The following is a 15502-nucleotide window of genomic DNA, read 5'->3' on the forward strand; positions in this document are numbered from 1 at the left end:
TCGACAGGATTTAATTCTTTATGGTTATTTATTTTACTCTTCTTCGTCAGAGGCGTTATCTTCTGGATCAGAGAAATCTGTAAATCCATTAGATTGTAATATATTATACCATTGTATTACTTTTTTCATATCGCTGGCATAAACTCTATCTTCGTCATAATCTGGTAACACTTCACCAAAATAAGCTTCTAACTTATTTTTTGATTCTTTATGACTAATCGCCTGCTCTCCATTTTCTTTTTCCTGAATCTTTCTAAAGATTTCTCGTAATGGAACTTCTTCTGTAAAAGTATAAATTGCAATTTCACTAAGTACACTAACGTTATGCCTCATACTTACTGATAACCTTTTACCATCTGCCAGAGACTCTGCCAAAAAACCACTACGGGTTTGTGTCTTTAACTCGTATAGACCTGGTTTACCTGAAATTGCTAATATTTTATCTAAACTCATATATTTTCTTTTTCAAAGTTGGCAAATATCTGTAGTTAGTTTTAAATAATCAAACATTGACCAACATAAAAATTTAAATACTTCTTTATGCTATCTTGCTTTTTTTGCCATCGGAAATCTCATCCTATAATCTGAATTGATTTTTCCTTTAGAAATATTAGCAAGCTTTCCTTTTATTAAACGTTTTTTTAGACTGGATAGTTTATCGGTAAATAAAATTCCTTCGATATGATCATATTCATGTTGAATCACTCTGGCTGCCAATCCGTCATAAGTTTCTGTATGCTCAACAAAGTTCTCATCAAAATATTTTATTTTGACAATCTCATTACGAAATACATCTTCACGAATATCAGGAATACTTAAGCATCCCTCACTAAAAGCCCATTCTTCTCCTGTTTCTTCAAGGATCGTAGCATTAATAAATACTTTTTTAAATCCTCTTAATTTTTCACTCTCTTCATCAGAAAGTTCATCATCTTCAGAAAAAGGTTCTGCATCAACTATAAACAATCGTATAGGAAGCCCTATTTGAGGAGCTGCTAATCCTACACCTGAAGCATTGTACATCGTTTCAAACATATTATCTAATAATTCAGATAATTTAGGATAATCTTTATCGATTTCTTTTGCTTTCTTCTTTAGTACCGGGTCTCCGTATGCGACAATGGGAAGTATCATATATTATATTGCTTATTTCTATTGTTATTGATTATACAAATAGTCCTGAAGTATAATCGTAGCACTAATCTGATCAACCAGTGCTTTATCTTTTCTTTTCTTTTTTGAGATTCCGCTGGCAAGCATCGTATTAAAGGCTATCTTAGAAGTAAATCGCTCATCAATACGTTTTACCGGGATATCTGGAAGTACTGTATTTAATTTCTCTAAAAATGGTTGAATTAATTTCTCACTATCAGATGCCTCTCCGTGTAACCTTTTAGGCTCTCCAACAATAAAAAGTTCAACATCTTCTTTTACTACATAATCTTGTAACCACAGCAACAAATCTTTAGTTTCGACCGTGGTCAATCCTGAAGCAATAATCTGAGATTCATCTGTTACAGCAATCCCACATCGTTTTCCTCCATAATCTATTGCTAAAATTCTAGCCATCTACATTTTTCTGCAAAAATAGGATTTTATCCTAACTTATACATCAGACTTTTAGATAATAGATAAATTGGAGTTTTTTATGATAAAGATTATTAAATTATTAATGCTTTCCTAAAATATGGTATATCCGTATATTTTTCCGTCGAAGCTGTTATCTTTACCAAAATTTTTTAATAGATGAACCAACTAAAGGAAACCATAGAAAAAGCTTGGGAAAACAGAGAGCTTTTAAAGGAGGTAAGTACTCAAAGTGCTATAAGAGAAGTTATCAACTTACTAGATACAGGAGATCTTAGAGTAGCAGAACCTATTGAAGGTGGCTGGCAAGTTAACGAATGGGTAAAAAAAGGAGTAGTATTATACTTCCCTATTCAAAAAATGAAAACTCTTGAAGCAGGAATTTTTGAATATCACGATAAAATTCCATTAAAAAGAGGATACGAAGCCAAAGGGATTCGTGTAGTACCTAATGCTGTTGCACGTCACGGAGCTTATATCTCTCCAGGTACTATTTTGATGCCTAGTTACGTTAATATCGGAGCGCACGTAGAAGAAGGAACTATGGTCGATACATGGGCTACTGTAGGTAGTTGTGCACAGATTGGAAAAAATGTTCACCTGAGTGGTGGAGTTGGTATTGGCGGTGTACTAGAACCCTTACAAGCTGCACCAGTAATCATTGAAGACAATGCATTTATTGGATCTCGTTGTATTGTAGTTGAAGGAGTACGTGTAGAAAGAGAAGCTGTACTTGGTGCAAATGTTGTATTAACAGCTTCTACTAAGATTATTGATGTAACCGGTGAAACACCTATCGAAAGAAAAGGTTTAGTACCGGCTGGATCTGTAGTAATACCTGGTAGTTATACTAAGAAATTTGCTGCGGGAGAATACAATGTACCTTGTGCTTTGATTATTGGAAAGCGTAAAGAAAGTACTGATAAAAAAACTTCACTTAACGATGCACTTCGTGAATACGATGTTGCCGTATAAAGTGAAAAGCATCTGAGCCTGTTGTGGTAATTAGATAAGTTCTTCTTATAATAATCATATGCAGACAGGCTCAGTTATTTTAATTGATAGTTCATGAAAATTTTAGTCATTCAGCAAAAAATGATTGGTGATGTGCTTACCAGTACTATTATCTGTGAAGCACTGCGAAAGGAATACCCTGATGCGACTATAGATTACCTGGTAAACTCTAATACTATTCCGGTAATTCTGGAAAATCATTTTATCGACACTATTATCGAATTCAAAAATGAATACAGAAATAGTAAAAGAGCTTTTTATTCTTTTTTGAAGCAAATTAGGAACTCTCAATACGATCTTGTTATTGATGCCTATGGAAAATTAGAAAGCAATCTTATAACAGTATTCTCCAAAGCCCCCAAAAGATTTTCTTTCTACAAATGGTATACAAGTTTTTTATACACAGAAACTATTGACCGAAAACCTGAACCGATTACCAATGCCAGTATTGCCATTGAAAACAGATTACGTCTGGTTCTACCTGAAGATAGAATTACCACAGATATCATTAGGCCAAAAATATTTCTGAATACTGAAGAAAAGGAAAAAGCCAAAGAGTTCTTAAAGTCTAATGGGATTACTACAAAAAAACCTCTTATTATGATAAGTGTTTTAGGAAGTAGCCCAAATAAAACGTTACCCTTTAAGGATATGGCAAAAGTTATAGACGAAATTGTATCTACTACTGATGCAAATATTCTTTTTAACTACATCCCAAACCAGGAAAAAGAAGCTCGCACAATCTATAACTTAACTAATTTAAAAACACAAAGAAATATTCATTTTGATGTTTTCGGAAAAAGTTTACGAGGATTTATCGCAATTCTTTCTCATTGTAATGTCCTTATTGGTAATGAAGGTGGTGCCGTAAATATGGCAAAAGCCCTAAACAAACCTACATTTACTATTTTTTCTCCCTGGATTATCAAAAAGGATTGGAATATGTTTGAAGATGGCATCGATAATGACTCAATACATTTGATTGATCTTAAACCTGAGTTATACGGAAACAAATCTCCAAAGCAAATGAAAGATAAAGCATTAGAGTTATATCAAGAGTTTTCTTCTCGACTTATTATTCCTAAGCTCAGAAACTACCTTAACAATTTAGAGCTTTAAAGTTTATCAATTCCAAATGGTGTACGTATCACCTTATTTTTTTGAGTAATCTTACGAATAGCATTATTTTTTTCTATCATTTCGGGTTTCACATACCCTCTTTCATGATAAAGATGTAAGCAAATAGCGCTATATCGTATTTGTTTAGCCTTAATCCCCATATTAAACAGGCGTTCTCCTATTTCTCTATCTTCACCACCATACTGCATCCGCTCATCAAAACCATTAACCGCTAGCACATCTTTTTTCCACCCAGAAACGTTCATACCATCCCAGGTAGCTTTAGTAGGTGTAATGAAATTCAAAAAACGTTCTTTAAAACCTTTAGAGGTCAACTTATTTAATTTAAAAGATGATTTCAAGCCTTGAGCTTTTAACCAATCAGCTTTAAAACAATTTTGATTCTCAATATCATCTTTTGAAATTAAGTCAGAGATTGATTTAGGTAATTTAAAATACCCTCCAGACAAAAACCAACCTTTTTTACGTAAGTGCAAATGAGTTTTAATAAAATCTTCTCTGGCAATACAATCTCCATCCGTAAATACTAAGTAAGAACCTTCTGATAACACAACTGCTTTATTGAGAATTATTGTTTTTCTAAAACCTTCATCTTCGTGCCATACATGTTTTATTGATAAAGAAGATGTACTAATATAAGATTCTATAACTTTTTTAGTCTCTTCTGTAGAGCCATCATCTGCAATGATAATTTCAAAATCTTTGAAACTTTGACGCTCATAACTCCATAGTACTTTTTCTAACCATAAGGGTTGGTTATATGTACTAATAATAACAGATACTTCTGGTGACTTCATTGCCGTAAAAATAGTTATTTTTGCCGGTAAGCTGTTTAAAAAAACACTATGAATTTATAGGCAAAGCTTTAATCAGTTTATCACAAAATATCTATATGGTAAAACTCTCTGCTGTCATTATTACATATAATGAAGAAAAAAAGATTGATCGTTGTTTAGCTTCACTCCAAAATGTAGTGGACGAAATTGTTGTTGTAGATTCATTTTCTACAGATAGTACAGAGCAGATCTGTAAGAATTATAATGTAAAATTTATCAAACAAGAATTTCTAGGGTATATCGAACAAAAAAACTTTGCTATTACCCAGGCTACATATGATCATATCATTTCTTTGGATGGAGACGAAGCTTTATCTCCCAAGCTTCAGGAGTCTCTTTTAGAATTAAAATCCAATTGGATTCAGGATGGATATTTTATGAATCGTTATAATAATTTTTGCGGACAATGGATTAAATATTCTGATTGGTATCCTGATAAAAAGCTGAGAGCATTCAAAAAAGGAAAAGGAGAATGGAAAGGTATCAATCCTCACGATTCTTTTAAATTATACAACCCCAAATCTTCTGCAAAACTAAAAGGAGATATCCTGCATTGGAATTATGCAACTTATCAGGAATTCAACCTAAAAACCGATAAGTTTTCAACCATCTCTGCTCAATCGTATCATGAATTAGGTAAAAAAGCACCTATCTGGAAAATACTTCTTAATCCTACCTGGGCTTTTTTTAAGGCTTATTTTTTCCGGCTAGGTTTTTTAGACGGCCTTAATGGGTTTGTGATCTGTGTGCAAACTGCTAATATTACTTTTCTGAAGTACACAAAACTAAGAGAGCTTATTAAAAAGAAAAAGCAATAAGAGAGTTCTATTAGGTTCTAAAAGGTCTTTATTTCTTCTAATTTTTAAGTAGGTACTATCCCTTGATTTGTAAAAATCATGGTTCATCAGGTTTTTTCCAGTCTCATCGGTAATTCTGTTATTTAAGAATACCGTCATCATAGTTTTGAATAAAACTGTTCAAAACTATATTGATATGACAAAAAGACTTTTATTCCTACTCTTCTTATTCTCTTTAGGAACGTTTGCTCAAGAAAAATCTACCATAAGCGGATATGTAAAAGACAACAGTTCTGGCGAAAAATTACTTGGAGTTAACATTATTATCGATAATTCTATCGGAACATCCACTAATGATTATGGGTTCTATTCTGTCAATATAGAAAAAGGAACTCATCAAATTGAAATTAGCTATTTAGGATATAAAACAATTCAGAAAGAAATTCTGATAGACGGAAATCAAAAAATAGATTTTAGTTTATCTGAAGAATTGGCTGAGCTGGATGAAATTGTTATTTCTTCTAATAAAACCAAGAAAAAAATAGAGTCTACCGAAATGAGTGTTATATCATTACAAGGTGAAACCATTAAAAAAATGCCTGCAATTCTTGGTGAACCTGATGTTCTAAAATCATTACAATTATTACCGGGAGTATCCAGTGTTAATGAAGCTTCTTCCGGTTTTAATGTTAGAGGAGGAACTGTTGACCAAAATTTGATTTTACTTGACGACGCAACTATCTATAACGCTTCACACTTATTCGGTTTCTTTTCAGTATTCAATTCGGATGCTATTAAAAATGCTAAATTATATAAAGGAGGAATTCCTTCTACCTATGGAGGTAGACTATCTTCGGTGTTAGATATAAAACAAAAGGAAGGGAACGTCAAGAAATTTGGTGGTAATATAGGGATAGGCCTAATTTCTGCCAAAGCCCTAATAGAAGGTCCAATTCTTAAAGGCAATAATGAAGAAGCTCCTGGAAGTTTTATGTTAGCAGGTAGAAGATCGTATATAGATTTATTTTCTTTTCTTTTAGAGGATTTTAAAGATAGCTCACTCTTTTTTTATGATTTTAACCTAAAAGCTAATTACGATTTAAATAAAAACAATAGACTATTTCTTTCAGGATATTTTGGTAGAGATAAATTTGAATTAGATGGATTATTAGGAACAACTTGGGGTAATACATCCGCTTCGCTACGTTGGACAAGTGTCTTAAGTGAAAAATTATTCCTACAAACATCTGCTATTTTTAGTAATTATGAATATAATCTTGACAACTTAAGAACAGGTTCTGAGTTTAGATGGAAATCCAGCATTATCAATTACAATATAAAACCAAAACTATCCTGGTTCATAAACAATAATCATACTCTTAAAACAGGAATAGACGTTACCTACTATAAATTTAAACCTGGAAAAATATCTTCACTAAATGGATCTAGTATTAACGAAGAAGAGTTTAGTGATAAATTTGGATTAGAAAATGGTCTCTATGTTGATTTAAAACAAAAGATCTCCAATAAAATAAGCCTTCAATACGGATTGAGGTGGTCTAATTTTAATAGGTTAGGAAATGAAGAAATACGACAGTATGAAACAGGAGCTCCATTAACTTATAATCCCGAACAAGATATTTATGAAGAAAATGAAGTGATTGGAACTACTAACTACAGCTCTGGGGATATCATTAAATCTTTTAATGGATTAGAACCTAGATTGTCTGCAAGGTACTTATTAAACGAATCTAATTCATTTAAACTAAGCTACAACAGAATGTACCAATACTTACATCTAATTTCTAACACCACATCTCCAACCCCTCTTGATGTTTGGTCTCCCAGTGGTCCTCATATAAAACCCCAATATTCAGATCAACTGGCATTGGGATACTTTAAATCGTTTAAAGATGGTAAATACGATCTAAGTCTGGAAACTTATTATAAAAAACTAAATGATGTTACCGATTTTATTGACGGAGCTGATCTATTATTTACAGAAGAGATAGAAACTCAGATAGCACAAGGAAATGGAAGATCTTATGGGTTAGAGGTTCAACTCTCTAAGAATGAAGGAAAACTTACTGGATGGTTAAGCTATACTCTGGCCAAATCAGAGACCAAAGTTCTTGGTATTAATAATAACGAATATTATCCATCTAATAGTGACCAATTACATGAGCTCAACCTTGTCGGGTTTTACAAACTTAATAAAAGGTGGGATTTTGGGTTCAACTTTATTTTTGGATCTGGAAGACCTGTAACCTATCCTACAGGAAGATATGAACAAAATGGATTAGTGGTTGCTGACTACAACAATAGAAACGGCAATCGTTTACCAGCATATCATAGATTAGATTTTTCTGCCACCTTACATCCTAAAAAAGGTAAAAACGGAAAATGGGTTTTTAGTCTTGTAAATGTTTACAATCGACAAAATGCTGCTTCTATATATTTTAATGAAGTTAGTGAAATTGGAGATCGGGAAATAGCAACTGGCATGACACAGGCAACCAAATTATCTTTTTTCGGCATTGTTCCCAGCATATCATACGAGTTCAAATTTTAAAATCAACATCCAATGAAAAATATATTTATCACAACCGCCATAATTTTAACGATACTAATTTTCACATCTTGTGAAACTGATGTAACCAATGATATCACTTTAGAAGATTCTGATCCAAGATTAGTTATTAATGGAGGATTAGAAAGAAACACTATAACTCCATTAACAACACAACGTTTACAACTAACTACGACAGCATCGTTCTTATCTACAGGAGAGCTTCCGTTTGTAAGTGATGCATCGGTTACTATAACTGACGGCAGTAATTCCTGGGTATTTACTCATTCGAATGATGGATTTTATGAAAACTCCGAAATCATACCCGAATTAGGTAAAACATACACAATTACTATAAACTGGAATGGAGAGATTTATGAAGGGGTTGATTCATTAACTGAAGTACCACAATTTGATAATTTTTACTTTGAATATGAAGAAGAAACCCTAGTTAATGATGCTGGCTATTTTGTTAAATTCGATACCACAGACCCTATTAATATTCCAAACTTTTATTATTATCGGCTTTTTAAAAATGATGAATTTATAATTGTTCCAGACCCAGGTACTAGAGACGTTTTAATTGTATCCGATGAATTCTTTGATGGTCGACAACGCATAGGGGTAAATCCTAATGATGAAGTAGCTTTTGACATTGGTGATGTTGGTAAAGCCCAACAATTATCCATATCAGAACCATACTTTGATTTTTTAACCGAGTTATTTACCCAAACAGGAAATATCGGTAATCCAATAATTGGCAACCCTCCTCCAGCTTCAATACGAGGAAATTTAATAAATTTAAGCAATCCAAATAATCGAGCTTTAGGGTATTTCTATACGGTAGACGTCGAAGAAGATACCATAACTATCACTGAAAATTAGTTTTAATGAATTTGAAAATTAACCGAGTATATTTTTATCTGTTCATTATCCTTTTGTTTAATGCTTTTCACATTATGGGTGAAATTCATAATGAAAATCTGGAAGAAGGTATTTCTGAAACTTTTGTAATATTACCGGTTTGTTTCATTTTTGCATTAATCATTTATTGGTCCAGAGTTTATCTAAAAGAAAAACTGGCACCTAAAATCATTAATACAGAAAGTAAATTACAATATCTAAGCTTTTGGACAACAGTCATCATACTAAAGACTACTATTCTAACTTTTGTACTAAAAGCCGTTTTCGATTACAATGATGATGATGTTAATGAGTATTTCTTTGATTTAGGATTTTGGGCAATATTACTGGTCTTTTTTGTCATCATCATATTCTTTTATTTGGTAGAACTTTTCATAGAATCTCAACAAGAAAAACAAGACATAAAAATAAAACTCGCTCAATATCAAAATGAAAAATCTGTTGCACAATATTTAGCTTTAAAAAAACAACTAAACCCTCATTTTTTATTTAATAGCTTCAATAGCTTATCAGGTTTGATTAGCACTGATGCTAAAAAAGCTGAATATTTTTTACAAGAATTATCCAATATTTACAGATATAACTTAACACAAAGTGATGAAGTTGTAGTTCCTTTAAAAAAAGAGTTAGAGCTTATCAATTCATATATATCACTACAAAAAATTAGATTCCCCAATAATATAATATTTAAAAACTCTATAAACGAGTCTCAGTTAAATTTGCTAATACCTCCAATGACATTAGAATTACTTTTTGAAAACGCTATAAAGCATAATATTATTGAGAATAGTAAGCCTTTAAAAATATCAATTGTTAGCGAAGGAAATAATATTAATGTGATCAATAATTTTCAGCCTAAAAATAATGACTATGAAAAATCTTTAGGTATTGGTCAAAAAAACCTAATCAATCAATATAAAATGTTGCATCCCAAATCTCCAAGTTTTACGGTCATAAATGGTAACTATATAGCCTCAATTCCTCTAATTCAACCAGAAATATGACCAGAGCAATTATCATAGAAGATGAGAGCATTGCCGCTATTAGATTACAAAACTTAATTCAGGAAGTTAATAATCAAATAATGATTGTTAAGGTTTTAACATCCATTAATGAGTCTATACAATATTTATCTTCAGAAAGTCCAGATCTAATTTTTTTAGATATTAATCTATCTGATGGTTATTCTTTCGAAATTTTCAAAATACTCGAAATCAAAACCCCAATTATCTTTACTACCGCATATTCTGAATATGCAATTAAAGCTTTTGAACAAAATAGTATCGATTATTTATTAAAGCCTATTTCCAAAGAAGCTTTATCAAGAAGTATTATTAAATTCTTCGAACTTAACAAAAGTCAGTTACCGGAGTACAAAAACCTATTCCTTCATAATGGAATAGAATATAAAAAAAGGTTTCTGGTTAAAATGAATAATAGTTTAAAAACCATTGAAATTGATGATATCGCTTATTTCTTTACAGAAGAAAAACTTACATTCATCACCTTATGGAATGGTAAAAAAATACCCGTTGATTTTTCTTTAAAAAAATTAGAACAGGAATTAGACCCTTCAAATTACTTTAGGATCAACAGAAAGTATATTATACATTTAAAGTCTATTGGAGAAATGTATTACACCTCTAAATCACGGATAAAAATATTACTGAAGCCTGAAAGTACAGAAAATAATATTTTTTTAGCTATAGAAAAAATCGGAAAATTTAAGAAATGGCTCTCTCTTTGATTTCCTGATTAACTAATCCCGATACTTCTTTTTCCAGAAGAAAATCTTTCTTTTAAGCTTGCGTTTATTGTGATATCTATTCTGAAATTCAGAGGTATATTGCCACATTAGATTAAATATCTGATCTTCGTCTTCTCCTGTGCATTTAGCATATTCGTTACTCATCACTTTAATCATGGACTTGTGAATGGTTAAACGGGCAAAGTTCTTAATCCTGGTTTCAAAATTCATTTTTCCAAACTCCATTCGGTTAAGATCAACCAGATAAAATTCATATGATTTATCTTTTCTCTTGATCAATGTATTTCCTGGAGAATGATCTAAAAAATTAACTCCATTCTTATGCAACTCATACGTAAATCTTGTGAAAGCTCTTAAAATATCTTCGTGATCAGAAATATCAAAGTCAGTAGTCAATTCTCTATAAGTCAAATCACAAGTTACCAATTCACTCACATAATAACTCTTTTTAAACAATAAAGGACTAGCGCTGATACAATAACCAACAGGAAAAGGAGTCTTAATACCTAATTCTAACAAAGCATTAGCATAATTGTATGATCTTTCTGCTTTTGATTTTCTAAAGAATCTATATACAATTTGATTAACCAGGTTAGGTATCTTAAAAGATTTTACAGTAAGTTTTTTTTCCTGAACAGGAATAATCTTAATTACATTGCGCTCTGCATCACCTAAAATATCAGAATAACTCCCAAAGTCCTGGATAGCATTCATAACCTGGGATTCCATTGCGGTATATGATGGATGTATGACCAATCTATCTGGCATAATTCAATTATCTAGGATATTTAGCAACCGTAGCATATTGAGGATATCTGATATCCAAATGCCTGAATAAAACCGGAATATTATATAAATAAGGACGTATCGAACTACTTTTATTAATACCTTCTTGTTGCACAATTGAGTATCCTAATTCTTCATACATTCTTCGAATACTTTTTCCTGTAAAAAATCTAAGATGCGTCTTATCCATGACACCGTGACCTTCATATTTCCAGTCTTTCTTGAACAAAACATTTAAGAAAGTATTGTAATATCTCACATTAGGAATAGAACTAATCACAACTCCTTCTGCGGTTAGTTTATGCTTCACCTTGTCTAAAACCATATATGGATCTGCCAAATGCTCTAAAACATCATTAAAATATATAACATCAAAATATTGATCTGGCAATTCATCCAAAAAATCTTCACATTTACCAGAGAATACTTTATCAAGTTTTTCTTTAGCTATCTGCGCCTCTTCATCCATATATTCTATCCCCCAAACTTCTGCTCCTGCCTTTTCTTTTAGAATTTCTGCAAAAGCTCCATTTCCGCAACCTATATCAATAATTTTTTTAGCATTACCAGGAAGATATTTTATCATTTCTTGTCTGATATTGTCATAATATCCTTCTGGTTTATTATCGTAATCCATGAATTTTTATTTGGTGTCCGCAAATATATCAAATAATAAGCTCTATTCTATAGATTACTCAAAATCCACATACCTAAATCAGGAATAATTCATATCAGGTTCAAAATGTTTTTCTGAAAATCCGTTACTTTGCATCACAAAATATTTTAGATGAAGGCATATCCTAAATGTTCTTTGGTAACACCCACTTATAATTGGCCTGAAGCATTAGAACTTTTATTATTGAGTATCAAAAATCAATCTCACCTACCTGATGAAGTACTCATAGCAGATGATGGTTCTAAAGAAGATACTGCGCTTCTTATCAAGAAAATGCAGAAAGATTTTCCGGTACCATTACATCATATCTGGCATGAGGATAACAAAAATCAGAAGCCAGCCATTATGAACAAGGCAATTGCAAAAGCTCAATATGACTATATTGTCGAAATCGACGGTGATATTATAATGCATAAAGATTTTGTAAAAGATCATCTATCAATTGCAGAAAAAGGAGTTTTCTTATACGGTAGTAGAGTTAATGTTCAAGAAGACCACCTGGAAACATTGTTCAAAAACAAACAAATTCATTTTAATTTCTTTTCTAAAGGTATTAAGAAAAGAGGGCGAACATTGCGTATACCTTTTCTCGCTAACAGATATAAAAAAGAAGATCATCGTTCTTCAAAATTGAGAGGCTGCAATATGTCATTCTGGAGAGAGGATTTTATTAAAGTCAATGGCTTTAATGAGTCGTTAACTGGTTGGGGAATTGATGATAGCGAAATGATCCAACGTTTGATTAATATTGGAATCAAAGGGAAACGTCTAAAATTTAAAGGTATTGTTTACCATATTTATCACAGAGAGCAAGATAAAAGTCATATCGAGGTTAATGAGATAATCGAAAAAGAAACTACTGAAAAAAAGGTTACTTATATCGAAAAAGGAGTTGATCAATACTTAAAAAAGTAATTATGTTTGATATTTCGGTAGTCATTATCAATTACAATTCTGAATCATATACAATTGATTGTATAAAATCACTCTTAAAACATACTTCAGAGCAACTTTCTTGTCAATATATTGTAGTTGATAATGGGTCTAAAAAAGATAGCTATAATCAAGTAAAAAAGTATATTGATTCGTTAAATATTGTTCCGCCTGTTGAGCTTATCAGAAGTAATATTAACACCGGATTTGGAAGTGGTAATATGATCGGAGTACAAAAAGCAACAGGAAAATATATCGCTTTTGTAAATAACGATACCATATTAGAAAGTGATTGTTTATCCTCATTAAAGCAATTTATGGATCATAGACCTGATGTGGGTGTTTGTGGGCCTCAAGCTTTTACTCAAGACAAGAAAATTCTTCCTACCATAGATCATTTTGCTTCTTTAGGAAGAGAGATTTTTGGAAGAAAATTTCTTGAAAAATTGAATCCTAAAAAATATCCTAAGCGTAAACGATTATATACCCAACCGCAACAAGGTCAATTTATAGCTGGTAGTTTTATGTTCTTTAGAGCAGAGGATTTTAATAGTATTGGCGGTTTTGACACCAACATCTTTTTATATTACGAAGAAACAGATGTATGTAAACGACTTTCTAAGATAGAGAAATCAGCATATCTTGTTCCAGAAGCAACATTTATACACTACCATGGCGCAAGCACAGAAAAATCTGTAGCTATAAAAACAGAGTTAAAAATATCTCTGTTGTATATTATTAAGAAACATTACGGTATCATTCCTTTTTATGTTCTTCTTACTTATTTACAAATCAGATATTTCTTTAGTAGTTTGATAAAGCCTAAGTATTGGCCATTATTTTACACTTTATTTTTACAAGCTCCATTAACCAGATCGTTAAAACATAAACAAAAAATCAATCCTATCATATGAAAGTTTTGATTGTTGATAATTCAGGAATAATTCCAGCCATCAACTATGGTGGTGTTGAACGTGTAATCTGGGGACTTGGTAAAGAGCTTCATAAATTAGGACATGAAGTAGTATATCTGGTAAAAGCCGGATCGAGTTGTGATTTTGCTGAAGTTCTGGAATTTGATCCCGATCAGGATCTTAATTCTCAGATTCCTAATGATATTGATATAGCTCATTTCAGTCATACTCCACTTTACGAAGTTGATAAACCTGTAATTGTAACTATACATACAAATCCTCCTAAAGAGGAGGTTTTAAACATAAACAGTGTTTTTATTTCCAAAAATCATGCAAAAAGATATGGTTCTTCTACATACGTATATAATGGTTTAGATTGGAGTGATTATCCAGATCCTGTTTTAGATCAAGAACGAAAATATCTTCATTTTCTGGGAAAAGTTGCTTGGAAAGTTAAAAATGTATTTGGTGCAGCACAAATCGCTCTCAAATCAGGAAATCAACTCCACATTATGGGAGGAAAGCAATGGACTCTTAGAAATTTAAAAAGAGGTTTAAAATATGTATTAGATCCTAATATCATTTTCAGAGGAATGGTAAATAACAAAGTCAAAATGGACATCATGAGCCGTTCAAAAGGGATGATTTTTCCAGTAAAATGGCATGAACCTTTTGGATTAGCTGTTGTAGAAAGTATGTATGCTGGTTGTGCTGTTTTTGGAACCACTAATGGTTCTTTAGAAGAGTTGATCAAGCCAGAAGTAGGATATACCAGTAACAACTCAAATGAGCTTGCTACTGCTATTAAAGAATTTGACTACAATGCAAAACGTTGTCATGATTATGCAGTACTACATTTTAATGCTACTGTGATGACTAAATCATATGTCCAGCTTTATGAAAAAATACTTAATGGAGAGGCTTTAAACCTTAAAACTCCTAAATATGATGAAACAGAAAATATCGTTCTAAAATATAACTAATGGCAGATCAGCAATCAGAAATAGAAAAAGCAGTAATAACTCTTAAAAAAGGAGGACTTATCCTCTACCCTACGGATACAATATGGGGTATTGGTTGTGATGCAACTAATGCCGAAGCCATTGAAAAAATATTTGCTTTAAAACAACGGGCAGAAAGTAAATCTATGATTTGTTTGGTTAGCGATTTTAAGATGCTTCAACAATATGTAGAAGAAGTTCCTGAAGTAGCGTATGACATTTTAAAATATGCAACAAAGGCAACCACTATTATCTATGACCGACCTCTTAGAGTTGCAGAAAATATAATTGCAGATGATAACTCATTAGGTATTCGAGTAGTTCGAGATCCTTTTTGTAGTAAATTGATTAGAAAATTTAAAAGACCTATTGTTTCAACCTCTGCAAATATAAGTGGTTCACCTTCTCCCAAAGACTATAAAGAAATAAGCAAAGAGATTTTGGAAGGCGTAGACTATATCGTAAATTTGCCGTTACAAAACAAAGGTGCAAAACCTTCTTCGATCATTAAAATAGGAAGTGATAGTACCGTTAAAATTATCAGGAAGTAAATTGAT

General features: G+C 31.8%; 17 protein-coding genes. 11 read left to right on the forward strand and 6 right to left on the reverse strand.

All coding sequences use genetic code 11. From position 1 onward, the window contains the following. Positions 1–33: 33 nt before the first annotated feature. From U0D62_RS00185 to ruvX, 3 genes are all read right to left on the reverse strand, one after another. Positions 34–453, reverse strand: a complete 420-nt coding sequence (locus U0D62_RS00185; RefSeq protein ID WP_322193125.1) for a DUF5606 family protein — start codon at positions 451–453, stop codon at positions 34–36. Positions 454–543: 90 nt separating this feature from the next. Further along, positions 544–1134: a peptide deformylase gene (gene def / locus U0D62_RS00190; protein ID WP_322193126.1), complete on the reverse strand. Its 591-nt coding sequence runs from the start codon at positions 1132–1134 to the stop codon at positions 544–546. 24 nt (positions 1135–1158) lie between these two features. Further along, a complete protein-coding gene (gene ruvX, locus U0D62_RS00195; protein WP_322193127.1) occupies positions 1159–1569 on the reverse strand; it encodes a Holliday junction resolvase RuvX in 411 nt (136 codons plus the stop codon). A 177-nt stretch (positions 1570–1746) separates the two neighbouring features. On the opposite strand from ruvX, the gene U0D62_RS00200 reads away from it, so the two are divergent. Together U0D62_RS00200 and U0D62_RS00205 are read left to right on the forward strand one after the other, a co-directional pair. Next, the gene (locus U0D62_RS00200; RefSeq protein WP_322193128.1) at positions 1747–2562 is read left to right on the forward strand and encodes a 2,3,4,5-tetrahydropyridine-2,6-dicarboxylate N-succinyltransferase; all 816 of its coding nucleotides are present in this window, start codon (positions 1747–1749) and stop codon (positions 2560–2562) included. A 93-nt stretch (positions 2563–2655) separates the two neighbouring features. Further along, positions 2656–3720, forward strand: coding sequence for a glycosyltransferase family 9 protein (locus U0D62_RS00205; protein ID WP_322193129.1), 1065 nt, complete (start codon positions 2656–2658; stop codon positions 3718–3720). On the opposite strand, the gene U0D62_RS00210 is transcribed toward U0D62_RS00205, so the two are convergent. Continuing rightward, positions 3717–4538: a glycosyltransferase family 2 protein gene (locus U0D62_RS00210; protein ID WP_322193131.1), complete on the reverse strand. Its 822-nt coding sequence runs from the start codon at positions 4536–4538 to the stop codon at positions 3717–3719. The genes U0D62_RS00205 and U0D62_RS00210 overlap by 4 nt on opposite strands. A 95-nt stretch (positions 4539–4633) precedes the next feature. Here U0D62_RS00210 and U0D62_RS00215 point away from each other — a divergent pair, with 95 nt between their 5' ends. The 5 genes from U0D62_RS00215 to U0D62_RS00235 all read left to right on the forward strand — a co-directional run bounded on the left by U0D62_RS00215 (position 4634) and on the right by U0D62_RS00235 (position 10614). After that, complete coding sequence (locus U0D62_RS00215) at positions 4634–5395, forward strand: glycosyltransferase family 2 protein (RefSeq protein WP_322193132.1); 762 nt, start codon at positions 4634–4636, stop codon at positions 5393–5395. Positions 5396–5570: 175 nt separating this feature from the next. Continuing rightward, positions 5571–7946 (forward strand): TonB-dependent receptor, encoded by a 2376-nt coding sequence (locus U0D62_RS00220; protein WP_322193133.1) that lies wholly within the window; start codon positions 5571–5573, stop codon positions 7944–7946. Between the two features lie 12 nt (positions 7947–7958). After that, complete coding sequence (locus tag U0D62_RS00225) at positions 7959–8828, forward strand: DUF4249 family protein (protein WP_322193134.1); 870 nt, start codon at positions 7959–7961, stop codon at positions 8826–8828. A gap of 5 nt (positions 8829–8833) precedes the next feature. Further along, positions 8834–9871: a sensor histidine kinase gene (locus U0D62_RS00230; RefSeq protein WP_322193135.1), complete on the forward strand. Its 1038-nt coding sequence runs from the start codon at positions 8834–8836 to the stop codon at positions 9869–9871. Next, positions 9868–10614, forward strand: coding sequence for a LytR/AlgR family response regulator transcription factor (locus U0D62_RS00235; protein WP_322193136.1), 747 nt, complete (start codon positions 9868–9870; stop codon positions 10612–10614). The genes U0D62_RS00230 and U0D62_RS00235 overlap by 4 nt, the downstream gene beginning before the upstream one ends. Positions 10615–10626: 12 nt before the next feature. On the opposite strand, the gene U0D62_RS00240 is transcribed toward U0D62_RS00235, so the two are convergent. Both U0D62_RS00240 and U0D62_RS00245 read right to left on the reverse strand, forming a co-directional pair. Beyond that, positions 10627–11403, reverse strand: coding sequence for a lipopolysaccharide kinase InaA family protein (locus U0D62_RS00240; protein ID WP_322193138.1), 777 nt, complete (start codon positions 11401–11403; stop codon positions 10627–10629). Between the two features lie 7 nt (positions 11404–11410). Continuing rightward, complete coding sequence (locus tag U0D62_RS00245; RefSeq protein ID WP_322193139.1) at positions 11411–12058, reverse strand: class I SAM-dependent methyltransferase; 648 nt, start codon at positions 12056–12058, stop codon at positions 11411–11413. Positions 12059–12208: 150 nt separating this feature from the next. Here U0D62_RS00245 and U0D62_RS00250 point away from each other — a divergent pair, with 150 nt between their 5' ends. The 4 genes from U0D62_RS00250 to U0D62_RS00265 are packed head-to-tail and all read left to right on the forward strand — an operon-like array spanning position 12209 to position 15496. Continuing rightward, entirely contained in the window at positions 12209–13012 is an 804-nt protein-coding gene (locus U0D62_RS00250; RefSeq protein ID WP_322193140.1) for a glycosyltransferase family 2 protein, read from the forward strand. A gap of 2 nt (positions 13013–13014) precedes the next feature. Beyond that, positions 13015–13944, forward strand: a complete 930-nt coding sequence (locus tag U0D62_RS00255) for a glycosyltransferase family 2 protein (RefSeq protein ID WP_322193141.1) — start codon at positions 13015–13017, stop codon at positions 13942–13944. Continuing rightward, positions 13941–14927, forward strand: a complete 987-nt coding sequence (locus U0D62_RS00260; RefSeq protein WP_322193142.1) for a glycosyltransferase — start codon at positions 13941–13943, stop codon at positions 14925–14927. The genes U0D62_RS00255 and U0D62_RS00260 overlap by 4 nt, the downstream gene beginning before the upstream one ends. Further along, a complete protein-coding gene (locus U0D62_RS00265; protein WP_322193143.1) occupies positions 14927–15496 on the forward strand; it encodes an L-threonylcarbamoyladenylate synthase in 570 nt (189 codons plus the stop codon). Before U0D62_RS00260 ends, U0D62_RS00265 begins: the two co-directional genes overlap by 1 nt. Positions 15497–15502 lie beyond the last annotated feature (6 nt).

Source organism: Aquimarina callyspongiae (genome assembly GCF_034322225.1).
Classification (GTDB): Bacteria; Bacteroidota; Bacteroidia; order Flavobacteriales; family Flavobacteriaceae; genus Aquimarina.

What these genes read in the sequence shown, in the direction of transcription:
- U0D62_RS00240 (WP_322193138.1), bottom strand. Translation starts at nt 11,403, where the DNA reads ATGCCAGATAGATTGGTCATACATCCATCATATACCGCAATGGAATCC.
- U0D62_RS00255 (WP_322193141.1), top strand. Translation starts at nt 13,015, where the DNA reads ATGTTTGATATTTCGGTAGTCATTATCAATTACAATTCTGAATCATAT.
- def (WP_322193126.1), bottom strand. Translation starts at nt 1,134, where the DNA reads ATGATACTTCCCATTGTCGCATACGGAGACCCGGTACTAAAGAAGAAA.
- U0D62_RS00205 (WP_322193129.1), top strand. Translation starts at nt 2,656, where the DNA reads ATGAAAATTTTAGTCATTCAGCAAAAAATGATTGGTGATGTGCTTACC.
- U0D62_RS00225 (WP_322193134.1), top strand. Translation starts at nt 7,959, where the DNA reads ATGAAAAATATATTTATCACAACCGCCATAATTTTAACGATACTAATT.
- U0D62_RS00265 (WP_322193143.1), top strand. Translation starts at nt 14,927, where the DNA reads ATGGCAGATCAGCAATCAGAAATAGAAAAAGCAGTAATAACTCTTAAA.
- U0D62_RS00230 (WP_322193135.1), top strand. Translation starts at nt 8,834, where the DNA reads ATGAATTTGAAAATTAACCGAGTATATTTTTATCTGTTCATTATCCTT.
- U0D62_RS00200 (WP_322193128.1), top strand. Translation starts at nt 1,747, where the DNA reads ATGAACCAACTAAAGGAAACCATAGAAAAAGCTTGGGAAAACAGAGAG.
- U0D62_RS00260 (WP_322193142.1), top strand. Translation starts at nt 13,941, where the DNA reads ATGAAAGTTTTGATTGTTGATAATTCAGGAATAATTCCAGCCATCAAC.
- U0D62_RS00250 (WP_322193140.1), top strand. Translation starts at nt 12,209, where the DNA reads ATGAAGGCATATCCTAAATGTTCTTTGGTAACACCCACTTATAATTGG.
- ruvX (WP_322193127.1), bottom strand. Translation starts at nt 1,569, where the DNA reads ATGGCTAGAATTTTAGCAATAGATTATGGAGGAAAACGATGTGGGATT.
- U0D62_RS00245 (WP_322193139.1), bottom strand. Translation starts at nt 12,058, where the DNA reads ATGGATTACGATAATAAACCAGAAGGATATTATGACAATATCAGACAA.
- U0D62_RS00210 (WP_322193131.1), bottom strand. Translation starts at nt 4,538, where the DNA reads ATGAAGTCACCAGAAGTATCTGTTATTATTAGTACATATAACCAACCC.
- U0D62_RS00235 (WP_322193136.1), top strand. Translation starts at nt 9,868, where the DNA reads ATGACCAGAGCAATTATCATAGAAGATGAGAGCATTGCCGCTATTAGA.
- U0D62_RS00215 (WP_322193132.1), top strand. Translation starts at nt 4,634, where the DNA reads ATGGTAAAACTCTCTGCTGTCATTATTACATATAATGAAGAAAAAAAG.
- U0D62_RS00220 (WP_322193133.1), top strand. Translation starts at nt 5,571, where the DNA reads ATGACAAAAAGACTTTTATTCCTACTCTTCTTATTCTCTTTAGGAACG.
- U0D62_RS00185 (WP_322193125.1), bottom strand. Translation starts at nt 453, where the DNA reads ATGAGTTTAGATAAAATATTAGCAATTTCAGGTAAACCAGGTCTATAC.